Annotated in this window: 15 protein-coding genes and 1 tRNA gene; 4 read left to right on the forward strand and 12 right to left on the reverse strand. The window is 37.2% G+C overall.

Annotated elements, in window-relative coordinates:
* Positions 1 to 7: 7 nt before the first annotated feature.
* Positions 8 to 84, reverse strand: a tRNA-Met gene (locus M5F03_RS00810).
* A 167-nt stretch (positions 85 to 251) separates the two neighbouring features.
* Here M5F03_RS00810 and M5F03_RS00815 point away from each other — a divergent pair.
* Complete coding sequence (locus M5F03_RS00815) at positions 252 to 668, forward strand: hypothetical protein (RefSeq protein ID WP_078193001.1); 417 nt, start codon at positions 252 to 254, stop codon at positions 666 to 668.
* A gap of 293 nt (positions 669 to 961) precedes the next feature.
* Complete coding sequence (locus tag M5F03_RS00820) at positions 962 to 1,402, forward strand: universal stress protein (RefSeq protein WP_078193002.1); 441 nt, start codon at positions 962 to 964, stop codon at positions 1,400 to 1,402.
* Between the two features lie 109 nt (positions 1,403 to 1,511).
* Here M5F03_RS00820 and M5F03_RS00825 read toward each other — a convergent pair whose 3' ends face one another.
* From M5F03_RS00825 to M5F03_RS00860, 8 genes are all read right to left on the reverse strand, one after another.
* Positions 1,512 to 1,823, reverse strand: coding sequence for an MGMT family protein (locus M5F03_RS00825; protein ID WP_249705926.1), 312 nt, complete (start codon positions 1,821 to 1,823; stop codon positions 1,512 to 1,514).
* Between the two features lie 20 nt (positions 1,824 to 1,843).
* Positions 1,844 to 2,734: a hypothetical protein gene (locus tag M5F03_RS00830; protein ID WP_249705935.1), complete on the reverse strand. Its 891-nt coding sequence runs from the start codon at positions 2,732 to 2,734 to the stop codon at positions 1,844 to 1,846.
* 15 nt (positions 2,735 to 2,749) lie between these two features.
* The gene (locus M5F03_RS00835) at positions 2,750 to 3,814 is read right to left on the reverse strand and encodes a YheC/YheD family protein (RefSeq protein ID WP_249705937.1); all 1,065 of its coding nucleotides are present in this window, start codon (positions 3,812 to 3,814) and stop codon (positions 2,750 to 2,752) included.
* Positions 3,815 to 3,823: 9 nt separating this feature from the next.
* Positions 3,824 to 4,615 (reverse strand): serine hydrolase, encoded by a 792-nt coding sequence (locus M5F03_RS00840; protein WP_249705939.1) that lies wholly within the window; start codon positions 4,613 to 4,615, stop codon positions 3,824 to 3,826.
* Positions 4,616 to 4,642: 27 nt separating this feature from the next.
* Positions 4,643 to 6,307 (reverse strand): poly alpha-glucosyltransferase, encoded by a 1,665-nt coding sequence (locus M5F03_RS00845; RefSeq protein WP_249705941.1) that lies wholly within the window; start codon positions 6,305 to 6,307, stop codon positions 4,643 to 4,645.
* A gap of 141 nt (positions 6,308 to 6,448) precedes the next feature.
* The gene (locus tag M5F03_RS00850) at positions 6,449 to 10,315 is read right to left on the reverse strand and encodes a BapA/Bap/LapF family large adhesin (RefSeq protein ID WP_249705942.1); all 3,867 of its coding nucleotides are present in this window, start codon (positions 10,313 to 10,315) and stop codon (positions 6,449 to 6,451) included.
* Entirely contained in the window at positions 10,290 to 10,490 is a 201-nt protein-coding gene (locus tag M5F03_RS00855; RefSeq protein ID WP_249705944.1) for a BapA/Bap/LapF family prefix-like domain-containing protein, read from the reverse strand. Before M5F03_RS00855 ends, M5F03_RS00850 begins: the two co-directional genes overlap by 26 nt.
* Before the next feature lie 373 nt (positions 10,491 to 10,863).
* Complete coding sequence (locus M5F03_RS00860; protein ID WP_249705946.1) at positions 10,864 to 12,363, reverse strand: cation:proton antiporter; 1,500 nt, start codon at positions 12,361 to 12,363, stop codon at positions 10,864 to 10,866.
* 219 nt (positions 12,364 to 12,582) lie between these two features.
* On the opposite strand from M5F03_RS00860, the gene M5F03_RS00865 reads away from it, so the two are divergent.
* Positions 12,583 to 13,140, forward strand: a complete 558-nt coding sequence (locus tag M5F03_RS00865; protein ID WP_249705948.1) for a hypothetical protein — start codon at positions 12,583 to 12,585, stop codon at positions 13,138 to 13,140.
* Positions 13,141 to 13,197: 57 nt separating this feature from the next.
* On the opposite strand, the gene ypfJ is transcribed toward M5F03_RS00865, so the two are convergent.
* On the reverse strand, positions 13,198 to 14,103 hold the full coding sequence (gene ypfJ, locus M5F03_RS00870; protein WP_249705951.1) for a KPN_02809 family neutral zinc metallopeptidase: 906 nt from the start codon (positions 14,101 to 14,103) through the stop codon (positions 13,198 to 13,200).
* 46 nt (positions 14,104 to 14,149) lie between these two features.
* Positions 14,150 to 15,076, reverse strand: a complete 927-nt coding sequence (locus tag M5F03_RS00875; protein ID WP_180035351.1) for a DUF808 domain-containing protein — start codon at positions 15,074 to 15,076, stop codon at positions 14,150 to 14,152.
* Between the two features lie 202 nt (positions 15,077 to 15,278).
* Between M5F03_RS00875 and trpS the strand changes: the two genes are divergently transcribed.
* Entirely contained in the window at positions 15,279 to 16,292 is a 1,014-nt protein-coding gene (gene trpS / locus M5F03_RS00880; protein WP_180003897.1) for a tryptophan--tRNA ligase, read from the forward strand.
* 353 nt (positions 16,293 to 16,645) lie between these two features.
* Here the strand turns inward: trpS and M5F03_RS00885 are convergent, their stop codons facing one another.
* Positions 16,646 to 18,097 carry a capsule assembly Wzi family protein gene (locus M5F03_RS00885; protein WP_249705953.1) on the reverse strand — a complete coding sequence of 484 codons (1,452 nt, stop codon included), beginning with the start codon at positions 18,095 to 18,097 and terminating at the stop codon, positions 16,646 to 16,648.
* Positions 18,098 to 18,139 lie beyond the last annotated feature (42 nt).

An 18,139-nucleotide genomic window follows, 5' to 3' on the forward strand; every position in this document is an offset into this window, starting at 1 on the left:
ATAAAAATGGTGGCTATGACGAGACTTGAACTTGTGACCCCCGCATTATGAGTGCGGTGCTCTAACCAACTGAGCTACATAGCCGTAAACTGTGGTGGCATTATCTAGATTTCACACATTATCGTCAAGCATTTTTGTTTGCAATTGTTCAGAGTTTAAACAAGCAAAGTTCAAGATGTTACTATTTAAGCAAATCATGCTATTTTTAGCCCTAATTACTATATTTTTTGATTAAAAATTAGAGTTTTATCATGCAATTCAATTCGATAAAAAAAGCCTGTCTGACCCTCAGCCTTGCCGTCATGACCTTAACGGGCTGCCAAATCGTCTCACCTATTTTTGTTGACTATAATGGTGTGCGACGTGATGTGGCGACTTGGATTAATAAACAGCCTTTATTGAGCATGCAACAAAAGCGCAGCATGGCTCAACTTAGCCGAGCACAGCAATCAATCATTCGTCTCGACTTCAATGATCAGGAGAAATTAGTCAGTGTTGCGCGCGCTAATGAAGCTGCGATGTATTGTGCCAATCAGCATTTATCAGCGCGACAAATTCAACGCCTGCAAAAACAGATTTTCCCTGAAGATGCGTTGCATAAATTAAGCTTGCTTGAGCAACAAGCGTTGCATATTACCCTGACAGAGCAAGAGAAACGGTGTGATTGAAACCATGTCCACTGATGGATGAATTATCTAGGCTCAATTTTTTCAGCACCAAATTGTCTTACAATCTAGACATAGCTGCTTACATTATTGAGCATTTTTGCTATCGCTAAGCGAGGTGAAAACAAGTCTATATTTTTGCAATATTTTTATTGCAAATTTCGCAATATCCTTATGAATTTACTTGGTTTTATTCCCAAATAAAAAAGCGTATGATGAAACTATGATCAATGTAAGTAGCACTTTTTTTCAGGTTTTTCCATCCAAATTCAATTGATCAGATAAGGAGAAATAAGATGGCTTTAAATAATATTTTAGTTCCAGTGGACGGTTCAGAAACTTCTTATGCTGCGGTGGCTAAAGCTGTCGAGTTTGCAAAAACTTTTGGCAGTAAAATTACTGTGGTTCAAGTACTGACGCTCGATCCATATATTGCTGCAGAGTATATTTCAGCAACACAAACCAATGATTTAATTGAACGTGCTCGTGCATCGATTTTAAATACACTTGAAGAAGCAAAAGCGAAATTTTCAACTGAAGGTGTCACTGTTGAAACTCGCTTACTTGAAGGTCAAGTGGTGCATACAGAACTGGTTAAAGCTGCAGAAGAAACACATGCGGACTTGATTATTATTGGTTCACATGGCCGTACAGGGATCAAAAAATTCTTCTTGGGCAGCGTAGCTCAAAGCGTACTAGGTGCTTCAGACATTCCTGTTTTGGTTGTACGCAAATAAGCCATTAGATTTATAGCGTGAAATAAAAAGCCTTCTGATCCTAGAGGGCTTTTTATTGACTACTTCATCAATTATAAAATTAAAATTCTATGTTTAAGGCAAGGATTTTTTAAGATATCCATTGATATTGTTTCAATGAGATGCGTCCATTCACTACAAAGACATTTTCGGCTTCCAGCTTCAACTGCTGGATATTTTCACCTTTTTCATTGCAACGCTGCGTGCTGATTTTTCCTTGCGCATTGACCACCCGATGCCATGGGATCGTTGATGTTGCATCTAGATGCTTGAGTACATAGCCAACCAGTCGTGCATGCTTCGGTAAACCCGCTAATTTGGCAATTTGTCCGTAAGTGGAAATTTTTCCTTTAGGTATTAAAGCAATTGTTGATAAGATCATTTGATGTAATTCAGCCGACATCCTGTATTTACCATCATTAATTATAATGAAATTTTTAAAAACGTATCTAATTCTAAATCATATAAAATAGTAGTTTCCCTAATCGTCAACTTTAAACAATCAAACACAATACGGTTTTGGTCTAATTTGCTTAGCGAATCTATATCATGCGCAGGCAGCCGAGACAAATTGTTTAAAAAGCGAAGTAGTAAATTAAGCTTACCCCAATCCTTTACCCTTACAACCTTAGAACCATCAACATAGCTTATTGCTTTGATCTCTTCGGGAACTTCTATCTTAACTTTATCTTTCTGTGTCAAATAAGCTAAGCGGTACCATATTGCATTATAGGGAACATTGAATATATTTTCCTCTAAGCTTACTTTATCCTGAGGCAATGGTATTGCATACTTAGGATTACTTTCATCAAAACGAAGTAACCTCTCTGCCCAATTAGCAGTACTTTCTAAATACCAACTTACTCTTAAGTCACTCAGAATGAATTGATAAAGATGAAATACTTCATGTGCAACTACTGTCCAATAATTTCCAGGAAAGTCGTGAAGCTTATTATTTATTTTAATAATAAAAAAAGCCAGATCATTCTTGATTTCAGCCTTTGGAAAATAAATAGGCTTTTGCAATGCCAACCCATTTCCATTAAAAGCACTAACATGCACATCGATCTTCTGACCGATGTTTTTAAGGCCTTGCCATGGTGGTGCAAAGCCTAAAGTTTTCATGATTTCGACAAAACAATCTAATTGAATGGCAATATTCTGAATATAATCTGGTATGCCAAATTCACGACTATCAAGCAAAGGAATGCAATCAACTTCATGCGGTTCATCACAAAAAAAAATTCGTCCATATCGACTTTCATAACATTGATTTAATGTAGAAAGTGGATTAAATGAACGAATTGTTTTCATATATATTACTCTAACTTATGAGGCCTTTCGATCTCGAAGATGAATAGGTAAAAAGTAATTATTAAAAGGTGGCTTTGCCGCATCTTTCAACCATTCATAATATTCAACTTGTGCTTTTGCTACAGGATAAGCCATAAATCCAATACCTGGACCAGCATTCACTTCAAATATTCCAATATTCCCTTCTTGATCAATACCCAAATCTAAACCTAATGCATCCAAGCGCCACGCATATAGTTTTTGAAAAGCCGTAGGAAAAATTTTAAAAAGCTCTCTTATACTTTGTTGTATATCATTGTGACAAGTTGGATAATTTTGTTCTAAAAAAAGCTTTTCACGCGTTGTAATTAAGGCCCCTTGCATACCATTGGTAATGTCAACATTCGGATTAATATTAACGTAAGGGAAAAATTTAATCATTTGCCAGCGGCCACCCGCACCTCGAGTGAGGTGCATACGAAATACCGTAGTTTGCTTATTTACAGCTTCACTACGGAAAAATGGACTGATTGAATAATTTCTATTTTTAATATGTTCATTAAAAAATTCTTTTAATTGTTGTTGATCTATATTTTGTTCTTCATCAAATTTTTTCAGAATATATTTACCACTATTCTGTTCTATACTATAAATACCTTTACCTTGATTACTCGCTAACGGTTTTAAAATAATTTTAGGGTATTTATCCAAATATTTTTCAATAGTTTCTAAATCTTTGCAATCTTCAACTTCAATGAGGAATTTTTCTAATTCAGGAATACGTTTTAATCTTTGCTCAACCTGTTTTTTTGTACCTACACGATTTGTAGAAAATGGTATCATTTCAGCCAACTTAAGATAAGTTTCCTTATCTTCCGCTTTCACTGCCAATCTATTTTGTACCACATCCGGAAAATCAAATTCTTTTTCGACTATGCGTCCATTTTCAATTGTTCTGCCAAATATTTTTCTGCGTTCGAAATCAACATTTTTGGCGACAAAAACATAGGCTTCATGCCCTCTATTTTGTGCAACAGTAATAAAAATTTCTTCGACATCAGTCATAACTAAGTTTGGTTTTAAAACGGCAAATATACTCATCGTTCTGTCCTATAGTAATTTTATGATTTGTTGAATATCTTGTGTACGGGTTAAAGTACTTTTCGAATAACCAAGACAAGCGATTAAAAAAATGTTTTGAATAGGTAAAATAAGAACTGTATTAAATACATTCGGAAAGAGTGAACCTGTTTTCAAAAAATATGAATTTTCATTCGAATGCTGGTATATCGTAATTTTTTTTTCATTACGCAATATTTTTACCTTACATTTCTGTGAGTATTCCTGCAGAAATTTTAATAATTTTCTATTTTTTAAAACCCATTTTGTGATTTGCAAAAACTCATAAACAGTTGTAGCTTGTTCTTTATTAAATAAACCATGCTCATTTCGTACTTGTGTATGTTGTAAAGATAAATTTTCAAATCGCTCTGCATAAAAATCAAAATAACTTTTATTTAAATGATCTTCAATTTGTTTACGTATTACCACTGCACTTGAATTACTTGAACTAAAAAACATATTCTTTGCAAGTTGTTTAATACTAATTACATCACCTACTTGTAAATTATTACCACTCCCTTTTGTCACATCTTCTTGTTGGATCACAATTTTATGTTTAAGGTTCACACCTGACTCAAATAACAAATACAAAGTGATTAACTTATAAATTGAACCCGGCATAATTAATTTATTTGGATTTTTCTGATGCACATTTTCACTTTGATCAGCGTTCAAATCATAAATTTCAACACAATAAGTCTGTGCAGTAATCTGAAGCAATGCCTTTTCAATATCAGAAAAATCCTTTAAGGACTGTAGTTTTTGAAGTACATCCATCATGTATGCCTAATGAATTAAAAATATACGCTACACTTGTTTCTCAAAATAGTTTAAATAAGCAACAAAACCTGATAAATTGTGCTCTTGATCATCTATACGAGTCCTAAAACGGTCATGGCGCACATAAAAAGCATTTAAAATCTGACTTGGTTTTGCGGTATACATGGCAACTTCTGGATAAAAAAAGCCCGTACTGCGTTGGAACTCAACACGATGTTCAATCAAATGACTTAATTCTTCTAGTTGTGCCTGCTCATATAACTCAGTTAGGTTTAATTCCTTTATACGTTGAATCATTTTATATGCAGACATCATCATTTCTAAAAAGGTTGCATAGGCCGTTTTACGATTCAAAATAAACTTCATATGTTTTAAATAATTGCTTAAACCAAATTTAAAGTATTTTTCTTCTGGGCAAATTTTAGTCAACTCATTCGTACAATAACTTAACCAATGATCGTGATATTTTTCATAGCCTTTTAGAATGAAATGCTCAAACATTAACTTGACCAATTCTAATAAATTTTCGTCACCATTTAGTTGGTATAGACGCAATAAACCTAATGCAGCCTCACCATCGTAGTAAACGATCCTAAATTTTTCTTTTTCCTCCAAACTTGGGAAATGAAGCACATGAGTCGTTTCCCCATCACTATTCACCATATGCCGTATACCTTTTGCCAGATTTTCTGCATATGGTTGATATTGATCATCTTTGGTAATTTCTTGATATTTTGCAAACATAAAAATAGCTGCTGCATTTGAACCTAATTTGACTTCAAAATTAGGTTCAACACCATCAATCATAAATGCTAGGTCATTAACTTCCCTATAAAATGTATCGATCGCATATTGTATAGCTTTCTTAATTTTAGGTAGATAATTTTGATTATACTCAACTTCTAATGTTTCTAATAAAGCATATACCGCCGTACAGTGACGTACTGTGTTGTACCCTCTAAGTTCACGATTATATGCTGGGAAATAACCATAGACAAAACAACCACTGTCTAAAATTTCTCGATGTAAAAAGTCAGCATTTTTTAATATTAAATCTTTGATTTCTGCTTTTTTGTTGTCCTGTATAAAACGCACACCATTTTCAGGCCCAGTCGACTGCAATGCTACAAACTCACCATTTTCGTAGAATACTGCAGTAGTATCAAAGACCCAAACTTTATTCAATTCCGTAAGCTTTATTGTTTTTTTGAGAATTGGATATTTGGCTTTAATTGCATTGTTAATATTAATTTCATCAAAGAAATTCGGCTTATTGTAGACAATCCCTTTAATTAGCGCCTTCCCATAAATTTCTTGTTCTAAAAATGCGACATTAAAATTCTCATCAAAACTAATCCCTTTTCGATAGTGATTGTTGTGTTTTTGATTATTTACTTCCGCATCAACATCTTGCCAACTTTTTTCCTCAGTATGTGAAACCACATCGAATTTCATCAAAGCAGGTAGTTGGCGATTTTTTTCATAATACTGGTCTAAAAATTTAATGGCACGTTTTATCACTATAAAATGATCAACATCTGTACTATGCCAAACCTTACACCGTTCGTCTAAACTACCATAAGAAATAAATATTGTAGACACTGGCTGATCATTTTTCAGTAATTGTGCTTTTAGCCAATATGTGAGTTGTTCTTTAAAATTTTCTACATCTTTGAAAGTTGATAATTGCATCGTTTTCGTCACGTGTTTTTAAGTTTTTTCTAAAACTGAATATAGCATAAAACATTTTTTTCGCTATTACTTTGGCCTAAATTTTCACTTTTATAAAATAAAAAAGAGAGCCTGAAGGCTCTCTTTTTCTATCTTAGATTATTAGTACAATAAGTGATTATTATCTAGAAGATCCTGTAAAGTCACATCTGTATTTTTTAAAGTAATTAAATCTACTTTAGAACTATATGCTGCACCCTTACCATCACGATCAATGCTAATCACGACATCCGATCCTTTTTGAGTCACTGACACATAATCCGCAATATTTGCTTCAGTTACAGTTTGTCCCTCTAATAATTTCGAGATATCAACACTATCTTTTTCAGCTTTATTGAAATCTGTCCAAGTATCTTGACCATTTCCACCAAGTGCATCGTTTGCAAGGACATTAAAGATCACCTTATCTGCAGCTGTACCCAATGCGAATTGATTATTAGAGCCTGTAGAAACAAATGCTTGGCCAAAATCAATGGTTAATTTCGCTGTTTCTTCCACACCATTTGCAGCAACAAGCTTATAGTCAAACGTTACACTACCACTTCCTGATGTTGCATTTGGAGTGAATTCATACTCACCGCGTTGTTGTAACACCAACTTACCAGCAGAAACTGTGATGACATCACCTTTAGCAATTTCATATGCACCTGTCGTAGGGTTTTTAATCCACAACTTCGCATTTTCATTCGCCAAGTGATCTACACCAAAACCTGTATCATCAGTAATAATGTTACCTATAGCTTTCGTTACGCCACCTGTAGCACTAACATTCAAGTTTGTTACGGTTGCTTGCACAGATGTATTTACATTTGTGCTAGTTGTACCAAACCACGGTGTTGAAGCAGACTCTGTACTTGTAAACTGAACTCTCCACTCCGTGCTTACAGATGATTGCGCTGTATAAGACGTATTAATCAATGTTGCACCTGAGCTTTGATAACTCGTAGGCCCAGTTACCGTACCTGAAGCGTTGCTACCTGTTGCATTTACCCAATTACCTGAAGCATCTTTATACTGTACTTGATACTTAAACGTATCATTAGCAGTATCTGTACCAGATGAAGGTAATGTCACTTTGATTGCTAACTTCGCTACAGTATCTGCAGCTAATTTAGTAACAGCTAAAGTACTTGTTCCTCCGATGCGCGTACCATTTGTAGTCACGCTTGATGTCATTGCTCCTGTTACGGCAGTTTGAGTTGTTGAAGCTTGTTGAACATTGATTTGAGCTGTATTTACATCATCATTCGCTACCAAATTGGTTGTTGCATTTTGATATGGATCTGCTGCATTCCAACTCAAATCTAGACCAGACTTAGTTCCAATTTGGATAATTAAATCTGCTGTATCAGTTTTACCTGTTACTGGGTCCACAACTGTGTACGTGAACACTTCTGTTTTACCAATTACGGATAGAACTTTATTCGGTGTATGGGTATATGAACCGTCCGCCTTGATGACCAATGAACCATAATCACCAGTAATAGTTGTTGAACCACTTACAGTGACACCATCAACTGATTTCACCACCGCGCCTGCAACAATATTATCTTTACCGTATGTTGTATCAGTATCAGTTAATACATTACCTGTTGCAGGAGTAAGCGTTGTTGCCACTGGTTGTGTCGATGGATCATATTCTTTGATCACGATATCGGTTTCTACAAATCCTGGTAAAGCAACCGCGTTCCAACTCACCATATAAACTTTGTATTGACCAGGTTGTAAATCTTTGACCTGTACCTTAGCCACTTCACCGAAGATACCAATAAAATCAAGGAAACCAGTAGAGCTATTGTTTGCAATCACGTCCCATTGTTTGGTCACATCATTATATTTCGATAATGTGATCCCCACTTGATCTAGGAATGACCCCCAAGATCCAGATTTAATTTGTAGCTCAATATCTGCTGTTTTGCCATTTGCAATGGCAAATTGAGTCGAACCACTATCCTGACCAATAACAACACCAAAGGCACCAAGTAACCAACTATAGCTAATTGCATTATCAAGGACTTTCGTCGTCACTGGATATTCAAACTCTACTTCAGCTTGATCAACATTATTTTCTGCAAATACTGGAATATTTGGTGCTGTCAGATCTTTTGCTGCTGATTCACCACCCGCATCACTTGCAGTCACTTGTACATTTTGCCCATCATTTAAAGCTGGGTTCAATGTAACTTTATAGTTACCTGAAGCATCCGCAACAGCTGTACCAATTTCATTACCACTACTGTCTTTGACTTTAACAGTTGAACCTGGTTGAGCAGTACCCGACACTTCTGAACCAGTTGCGTTAAATGCCGCAGTTGGTGCATCTGGTGGCGTAATATCAGGTGCATTGGCCTTAGTCGCTAGTGATTCACCACCAGGATCTTTAGCCGTTACTTTAACTTCTTCACCGTTTACTAAAGCCGGATTAAGACTAACAACATAGTTACCATTTGAATCAGCGACAGCTGAACCTAATGGTGTAGTACCTTGGCTTCCACCATAAACAGTCACAATTGCATTCGGTTCAGTTTGACCTGTAACTTCAGCACCTGTTGTTTGATTTACAACTGCTGTTGGTTCTGCTGGTGCATATAAATCAGGAGCTTGAGCTGTAATAGCTGCCGACTCACCACCTGCATCTTTCGCAGTAACTTTTACAGTTTCACCATCTACCAATGGCTCAGTAAGGTTCACTGTATAGTCACCATTAGCATCCGCTTTAGCACTACCTAGTACAGACAGACCATCTGCTGCATATACCGTTACATCAGAATCAGGTTGTGCCTTACCTGTAACAATTGCTCCAGTTGTTTGATCAACTTCAGCAGTTGGTGCATCTGGTGGTGTTGTATCTGAATCCGCATCTGCATCAGCATCAGCATCCGCGTCGGCATCCGCATCTGCGTCCGCATCAGCATCGGCGTCGGCATCCGCATCAGCATCAGCATCAGCATCGGCATCGGCATCAGCGTCGGCATCGGCGTCGGCATCCGCATCAGCATCCGCATCGGCATCCGCGTCGGCATCTGCATCGGCATCTGCATCGGCATCCGCATCGGCATCGGCATCGGCATCCGCATCTGCATCCGCATCTGCATCCGCATCCGCATCGGCATCAGCATCTGAATCAGCATCGGCATCAGCATCCGCGTCAGCATCGGCATCTGCGTCGGCTTCTATTAAATCTGGAGCAACAACATTACTTGATGGCGATGTGTTATTTGAACTATCTGTAAGTGTTACAGAAACTGTTTCTCCATCAACCAATGGCTCTTCAAGTTCAACAACAAAATGACCCGTAGAATCTACAGTACCAGTACCAGTACCAATCACATTACCATCTGCATCTTTTACTTCTACAATTGTTCCAGCTTCACCTTTATCCGTAATTTGACTACCTGTATCGTTGAATGCTAGATCGGTTGGTGCTTGTGGTCCTGTTGTATCTGGCGCAGTTGCTTCAGTTGGTTCAGATTCATTGCCAGCTTTATCTGTTAGTGTGAAATCTACTTTTTCACCATTAGTTAATGGATCTTTCAATTCAACTTCAAAATTTCCTGCAGAATCAACAGTACCAGTACCAATCACGGTACCATCTTTATCTTTTATTTTAACTGTTGATCCAGGTTCACCCTTACCTGTAACCGTTGTACCGTCTTCCGATATCACTACATCGGTTGGTGCTGATGGTGCAGTTGTATCTTTATTATTAGAATTTGAATCATTATTATCTACTACAGCACCAATTACTCCAGCCCCACCGGCTGCAGCAATCCAAGGTAAAATGACTCCAGTAATAGAATCATTATACAATAGCGGTTCGATCTGTTCTAATGGTTGATATTGAATTACATCTGCAATTGCACCATTTGCATCCGTAAATTTTGCCCAAAATAAAGTACCATCGTCATCTTCAAACACTAGACTACTATCTGAATTTGAATCGCTAAAATAGTTTTGTACAGTAATCACTTCCCCATTTTTTTAAGGTGATTATTGCGTCAGCACCATTCTTTGTAATTGAAGCAACATCCTCTTTCCGGATTTTGAGTACGATGACAGAATTTTCGATAAGCCCAATTTGATTGGATTCAACTTGATCTAAGACTTTATGACTTTCTTTAGAAATGACAGAAATTTGCGGCATAGATAAAACCTCATTTATTTGTATTAGGGCCGTTTTTATGTTTTTTGGTTTTGTAATGAATTGTTGGTGATTAATAATTTCTTTAATTACAACTCATTAAAAACAATTTTTTAATTGTGTGCGTTATATCACGCTTTATTTCTTTTTTGCATAATTGCTTGAATATTGTAATATTTTTATTCGTTCGTACAGATTTTAGATACATCTTTATGCAAGTAATAACAAACACCTATTTATGTGATGTAAGTCACAATAATACCGATGAATGACCAGTCATAATTTCCCACATTTTGATGTGCCATGATGAAACATAACTAGAAATAAAAAATGGAAATGCCCAAGCATTTCCTTTTTTAAGTCAAACAAATCAGTTTTAGAAGTTTTCAGGGTTCTCCAAACGACGAACTTCTTGCACTTTTTCTGGGTTATGTACAGCAGCAACACCATCATCCGCTTTGGTATCTATTAACGCTTCTGGGTTATAAACCGTAATGGTTTCATTACCATGGATATCTTCACCCACAATATATTGGAAGCCCTTTTTATTCATTTTATGGCACATTCTTTGGTACCAACCTTTAAAGCCTTTGGTTTCTTCATTCGGATTGTAATAAAAAGCATTCATCACAGCAGGTAAACCTAGACCACACACGAGCCCCGACATTAATACCGCAATAAATGTATATCCAATCAAAATACTACTGTATTCACTAAGTTCAGGAATATTGGCAACAGCGAGGATCAAAGCCAATGAAATGCCTCCACGAACCCCTCCCCAGGATAAAATCGCAAGACTACCGTTATAGCTTTTTTTACGGAAACTCGGGAAAAATGCGAAAGATAAATAGTTTGCTGCAAAGCGCGATGCATGCAAAATAATAAACGCCACCATGCCGCCTAAAATCAAGCTAAGACTTAAATCTAAGATAAATAACTCAAGACCGATCAGGGTAAATAAAAAGGAATTGATGATTCCTTCCACGGTATGCCAGAAATGATTCACTTCCCTGATTTCTCGCTCTTGAAGAATTTCTTTCCATTTATTCCCAACGATCAAACCACCAATAACACATGCGATTGGTGCAGATGCATGTGCGAATAAAGCGACTAGATAAGAACCACTTGCCAACAACGCTGTGGTTAAAATCAAGGATTCCATTTCATGTTTACCACGGAGTAAACGTAATATTCCTAAACCAAATGCCCAACCAATAATGATTGCGACAACAATTTCATATAACAGTGTTTCAAGCGTACCAATGACGGTAAAATGTTCACCTTGCAAAACATTGAGTAAGGTCATAAACACGGCAATACACATGGCATCATTAAAGAGCGATTCGCCTTCTAATTTCACCATCAAATGATGTGGCGCACGTACAGAACTTAATACACCTTTAACCCCAATTGGGTCAGTTGCACCTAAAGCAGCGCCTAATAATAACAACACCAATAAATCAACATGATGACCAATTAAGAACTGATAACCATATAAAGCAACACCAAAAAACACCGCACAAAGCACTAAGGCAATACTGGCCAAAATACTGATCGGCTTCCAATGCAAACGTAAATCGGAAACTTTAAATTTCAAGGCAGATGAGGTCAAAATAAAACAAATCACGCCATTAATTAAAAAGTCATAAAAGTCGATATGACGAACGGCTTCTTCGATATTGTGCAAATTAATCGTCACAAATTGATTGCCATTGAGCAGGCTTGCGCCCCATTGCAAAATAAAGACAAAAATTGCAGAAACAATGGGAACACCTATGGCTTGTGGAAAGCCCAAGATACGTTTATTAAAAATGGTGGTTGCAATCGAAAGTGCAAAAATAACGGTAAAAACCTGTAGAAAAAAATAATTTCCCATTTTGTTCCCAATTTTGGTGCTGTGTCGCCTACAGAGTGAGATATAGGTATTTTAAAAATAAATACTAAATTATTTGGTATTTAAAAATAAAATATTTTAACGAATTTTATCTAAATACCGTGTATAAATTCAGTTTTTTTCACATCTTTTATCAAGATCATTTAACATAGCAAGCCTGCATAGATTTTATGCATTTTCATCATCTACATGATTTCTCCTATGCATCAGACTATTAAAACTGTTTTTCGACTCTTTTTTGCTGCGGTGATCTTTATCATTACGGCGGCCCTGCTCCTCACTTGCTATAGCAAGTCACAGGAAATTTTACGTGCTGAGCACTATTTTAGTCAGGCAAAAACCATCTCACTGGATTCAACACCCAAAGAACAATTGGTTTTGGTCTCCAATAATGAATCACCCGATCGTGCGATTTTTATCATGTTGGCGAATAATGGTTATCTTGCCAAACTGAATTGTGAAAACTATGCACAAGATATTTGTCTCGATGAATTTAATCAGCAACACACCCGACAAATTCAACACCTCGATTTATTAAAAATCGGACAATTTCAATATATCCAAAATGTGAGTTTCACCAATAGCCGCACTGGACAAAAACAACAATTACGCTATAGCGATGCCCAATTAAAACAGTTCTATCAAAACGATATTTCAGGCCTTAAATATACTGTTTTTGGCGTGGCTTTATTTGCATTTGCCGCCTTGTATGTCAGCTTTCGTATTGTTCGAAACTTTAAATCATTTCTTAATAAATAAAGCTTCGATCTATTTTTCAATGAAAAAAAGAGGATGTTTGCATCCTCTTTTTTTGTTTTAAATGGCTTGATTAAAGGTATCGCAGCTATTGATATTGCCGGATTTCAACCCTGTCTGGAACCATTTCATACGTTGTTCACTGGTGCCATGCGTGAAGCTGTCTGGTACCACTTGCCCAGTTGCACTTTTCTGTAAATAGTCATCACCAATCTTATGTGCAGCGTCCATCGCTTCTTCTACATCACCCTGCTCTAAAAATTGGGTACGCTGTTGATTATGATGCGCCCAAATACCCGCAAAGCAGTCTGCTTGTAGTTCTTGCATGACCGAATAACGATTACCTTCAGCTTTTGTTGCTTGCGCCCGAGCCTGCTGAACTTGCTCAGAAATGCCTAAAATCGTTTGGATATGATGTCCAACTTCATGGGCAACGACATAGGCTTGCGCAAAATCTCCCGCCTGATCTTGGCGACTCAATTCTGTTTGATTTTGTTCACCCGTGATGCCCATTTGCGTACGCATATCTTTAAAGAATGCAGTATCAATATAGACCTTCTGATCTGCTGGGCAATAAAACGGCCCCATTGCCGCTTGTGCTGTACCACAACCTGAATTGACCACACCATTAAACATAACCAATTTAGGCGCTTTATACTGAGCATTTAACTGTTCTTGGAAGACTTTAGTCCATGTATCTTCCGTATCGGCCAAAACCGTTCCAACAAAATCCATCGCTTCTTGTTGTTCAGGCGTTGGATTATCCAGACCTTTGACTTCAGCCGTTTGCCCCTGTGAAGTCACTTGTTTGGTCGCCTGATAAGCTTGCTGCGGATCTACACCAAAAAATTTCCACGCAACAAATGCCACAACCAAACCAAGAATACTGATCCCACCCGCTTTTGCACCGCCACCACCGCGACGGTCTTCTACGTTTGAACTAACTCTTCGACCTTTCCAGCGCATAGTGATCTTCCTTATATAAAATAGTTGATATCCGTGCGTTTACAGATTAATCCTTTTGCGACTTTGGCCATACTTTTTGAACTAAAAATACGACGCACAGCACGATTAAACCTGCAATAAAACCTGTCACTAAATTAATTAAAGTCGGTGTTAATGCACCTACAATACTGCCAACTGTAGGAATATGTTCTGCATAATCTACAGAGCCTTCAATAAAATGGTGTAGCAAAGGCACACCATGGGTAATGATGCCACCACCCACTAAAAACATGGCAATCGTACCGACAATGGTCAATGTCTTCATCAACTTAGGTGCAAATGCTAACAAACCTTGTCCAACGGTCTTTTTAAATTGTGATGCTTGTTGAGTGAGATAAAGTCCTAAGTCATCAATTTTGACAATCATCGCGACAAAACCATAAACACCAACAGTCATTAAAATTGCAATCACTGAAAGCACCATGACCTTGGTCCCAAATGCCGCAGTCGCAACCGTACCTAATGAAATCACCACAATTTCAGCAGATAAAATAAAATCGGTACGGATGGCTCCTTTAACTTTTTCTTTCTCAAAAGTCACCAAATCCGTTTCAATATGGGTCATCTCTTCACGAGCAACTTCTTCTGTTTTGGCTTTTTTATGATGCAAACTATGCAGGACTTTTTCCACACCCTCATAGCATAAGAACAAACCACCAATCATCAAAAGCGGTGTAATCAACCAAGGTGCAACAACACTAATCAATAAGGCAGCCGGAACTAAAATTAATTTGTTAACAAAAGAACCTTTGGCCACAGACCAAACAACTGGAAGTTCACGATCCGAACGGACACCACTGACTTGTTGTGCATTCAGTGCTAAATCATCTCCAAGGACACCCGCTGTTTTTTTGGCTGCCATCTTACTCATGACAGCAACGTCATCCAGCACAGTTGCAATATCATCAAGTAAGATTAATAAGCTACTCGCCATTATTTTTATCCTTTAGGCATTTTTTATTATTCTAATTCTATTTAACACTAAAATTGTATTTAGTTTTTTAATAATTAACAAAATATTCACCCATTTTTCAGTCAATTGTGCTGTGTCAGTAACAATCAAAAATAGAATGCCGTACAATGGGGACATTCTTTGAAAATCAGCCGTAGCTTTGACTACCACTTTGGAACAGATAATGAGTACTCAAGATAATCGTCCAGTGATTTTGACTGGCGACCGTCCGACTGGACAATTACATTTAGGTCATTTTGTAGGTTCTTTACGTTCACGTGTAGGTTTACAAGATTCGCATCATCAACATCTTCTTTTAGCTGATGCTCAAGCCTTAACTGATAATGCCGATAACTTCGAAAAAGTTCGTCGCAATATTATTGAAGTCGCAACCGATTATCTTGCTGTAGGAATTGATCCGACCAAAACCACGATTTGCGTTCAATCATGCTTACCAGCATTGAATGAATTGACCATGTTATATTTGAACTTTGTGACGGTTTCTCGCTTAGAGCGTAATCCAACCATCAAATCTGAGATTCAAATGCGCGGATTTGAGCGTGACATTCCTGCAGGTTTCTTATGCTATCCAGTGGCTCAAGCTGCCGATATTACAGCGTTTAAAGCATCTGTCGTTCCAGTGGGCGAAGATCAAATTCCAATGATTGAACAAACCAATGAAATTGTTCGTCGTTTAAACCGTCAAATTGGTCGTGACGTAATTCCTGAATGTAAAGCTTTACTATCTAATGTAGGACGTCTACCAGGTTTTGATGGTAAAGCAAAAATGTCTAAATCTTTAGGCAATACTATTGTGCTTGACGCGACTGATAAAGATATCAAGAAAGCTGTTAATGCAATGTATACCGACCCAAATCATTTACGTATTGAAGATCCGGGTCAAGTGGAAGGTAACGTCGTATTTACTTACCTTGATGCATTCGATCCAGATAAAGAAGCTGTTGCAGAATTAAAAGAACACTATCGTCGTGGTGGCTTAGGCGATGGTACTGTGAAAAAGCGTCTTGAAGGTGTACTAAAAGAGCTGATCGGCCCGATCCGTGAACGCCGTTTAGAATTGCAAAAAGATCCTGACTACATCATGGATATTTTAAAAACCGGTACCGATAAATGCCGTGATATTACCCAACAAACGTTAGACGAAATTAAATCTGGACTGGGTGTATTCCACTTCTAAATTTAAAAAATTCTATAAAATTAAGCCTTTCCAATGTGAAAGGCTTTTTTATAGGCACTTTTTGTGAAGGTATTCACAAAATCTCCTTAGTTTTAACGTTAGGTAACATCACTTAACGTGAACACCAATGAAATGACTGACCGTTCACTCTATTATCTATTTATGTTTTAGGAATACCTAAATTCATAACATTTCTCCTTTACCGAACCTGTGAAAACAGATTCGTTGTTATACGCAATGAACACCCCAATCATTGCGTATTTTTTTGTCTGAAAATTAGCAATAACCAATATCAAAAAGTCCGCTATAAGCGGACTTTTCAATTAATACATCATTTTAAAAATGAATATAAATTAGTAATGAAATAAACGTTTATCTAATGGTAGTTCAATTCCAATTGACGCTCCACCATCATTACCATTTAAATCCGAGTCACTCACCCAACCATTAATTTTTAAAGGCATATCTGGACGTAAATAATGTGTCCAAGTCAAGTCTAGAGCTTTCAATTCATCTTTTTCTGGAAATGCTGCATTTTTCAAAGCAGCACGTTCTGTTTCAGAAACTTTTGCAAAAAGTACACGACCATTTAGACGATTTAGTGGATCAATACGTATATTCCCACCCACTGAAACCATTTGAGCATCACCACCTAATGCATGACCAAGTGGATAGCCATGTTGATAGTATCCATCTGTGTAAATAGAGTGATTATATGAAATGCCTTTGGCATCACCATTAGTTCGAGTATCAACCCATTCAGTATACAGTTGATAAGGCATATTATTTACACTTGAAGAATAATCAACACCTGCAAGATACATGCTTTTTGCTGGTAAACCACCTGCTTCATCTTCACCAATATATTGGCCGTAAAGACTAACTGGAACTTGCACAAGTGGGTGTAAATTCAAACGCGCATCAAAACCCGCGACTTGATTTGATGGATCAGCCTTACCTGTTCCACCATTATCTTTATTACCAATAAAGGCATCCCAAAGTGAACTAAAACTTTCGGGACGACCTTCGCCACCCCATTGTATAGAACGTGATGCTCCCAATTCCAAATATGGAGTAGGTTGTGCAGTTAGTCGAAGTCCAATGAGTTTTGCATCTGGGATAGCAGAATAATCATCTAACTGTCCAGCAAAAGCTTGATACTGCCAAGGGCCGATCCATGATAGCCATGGTGTTTCAAAAGCATTCTGTTGTGCACGCTGTGCAGTAACACCGTACACAGGACGACTCGCATCACCACGGATTAAACTACCGTCATGACCAGGCCCCCAATAAGTCGGAATCTGACCTGCAATTAACCATTGGTTCCAAAGCTTCCCGGCAATGTATGAGCCTTCCACATTTACATCTTGATCATTATTAATTTGCTGTTTATCTTCAGCATTTACACGTAAACGACCATCCCAATTTTCACCACCAACGTTGAGTTCAAGTGCACCTTGATATTGCGCTTTTTGATGATCACCAAAATTTTGCGGTAAATTATTTTTATCTGACTCTGCAAACAATTCTGCTTTTAATAATGCATTTTCGGCAGTCAATTTATTTTGAATACTTTGTAATACTTTTTGTTGTGTAGGTGTCATCACTTTTGCAGAAGTTAACGCTCGCTGTATTTCATCACCACTCATTGGCCATGTTGAGGTACTAATTTGAATAACGCCTTGCTGATTCAACCAATTCAAATCTGCGCGTAACTCTTCATTATTTAATACAATCCCCTGAGCAAAAACAGGAACTGATAATCCAAACAGTACAGCAGCATAGAGTGACTTTCTTAAATACATGCTCTTTTTCTCAAGTTTAATTCACAGCCCACCTTAGATTTT

Source organism: Acinetobacter amyesii (genome assembly GCF_023499985.1).
Lineage (GTDB): Bacteria > Pseudomonadota > Gammaproteobacteria > Pseudomonadales > Moraxellaceae > Acinetobacter > Acinetobacter amyesii.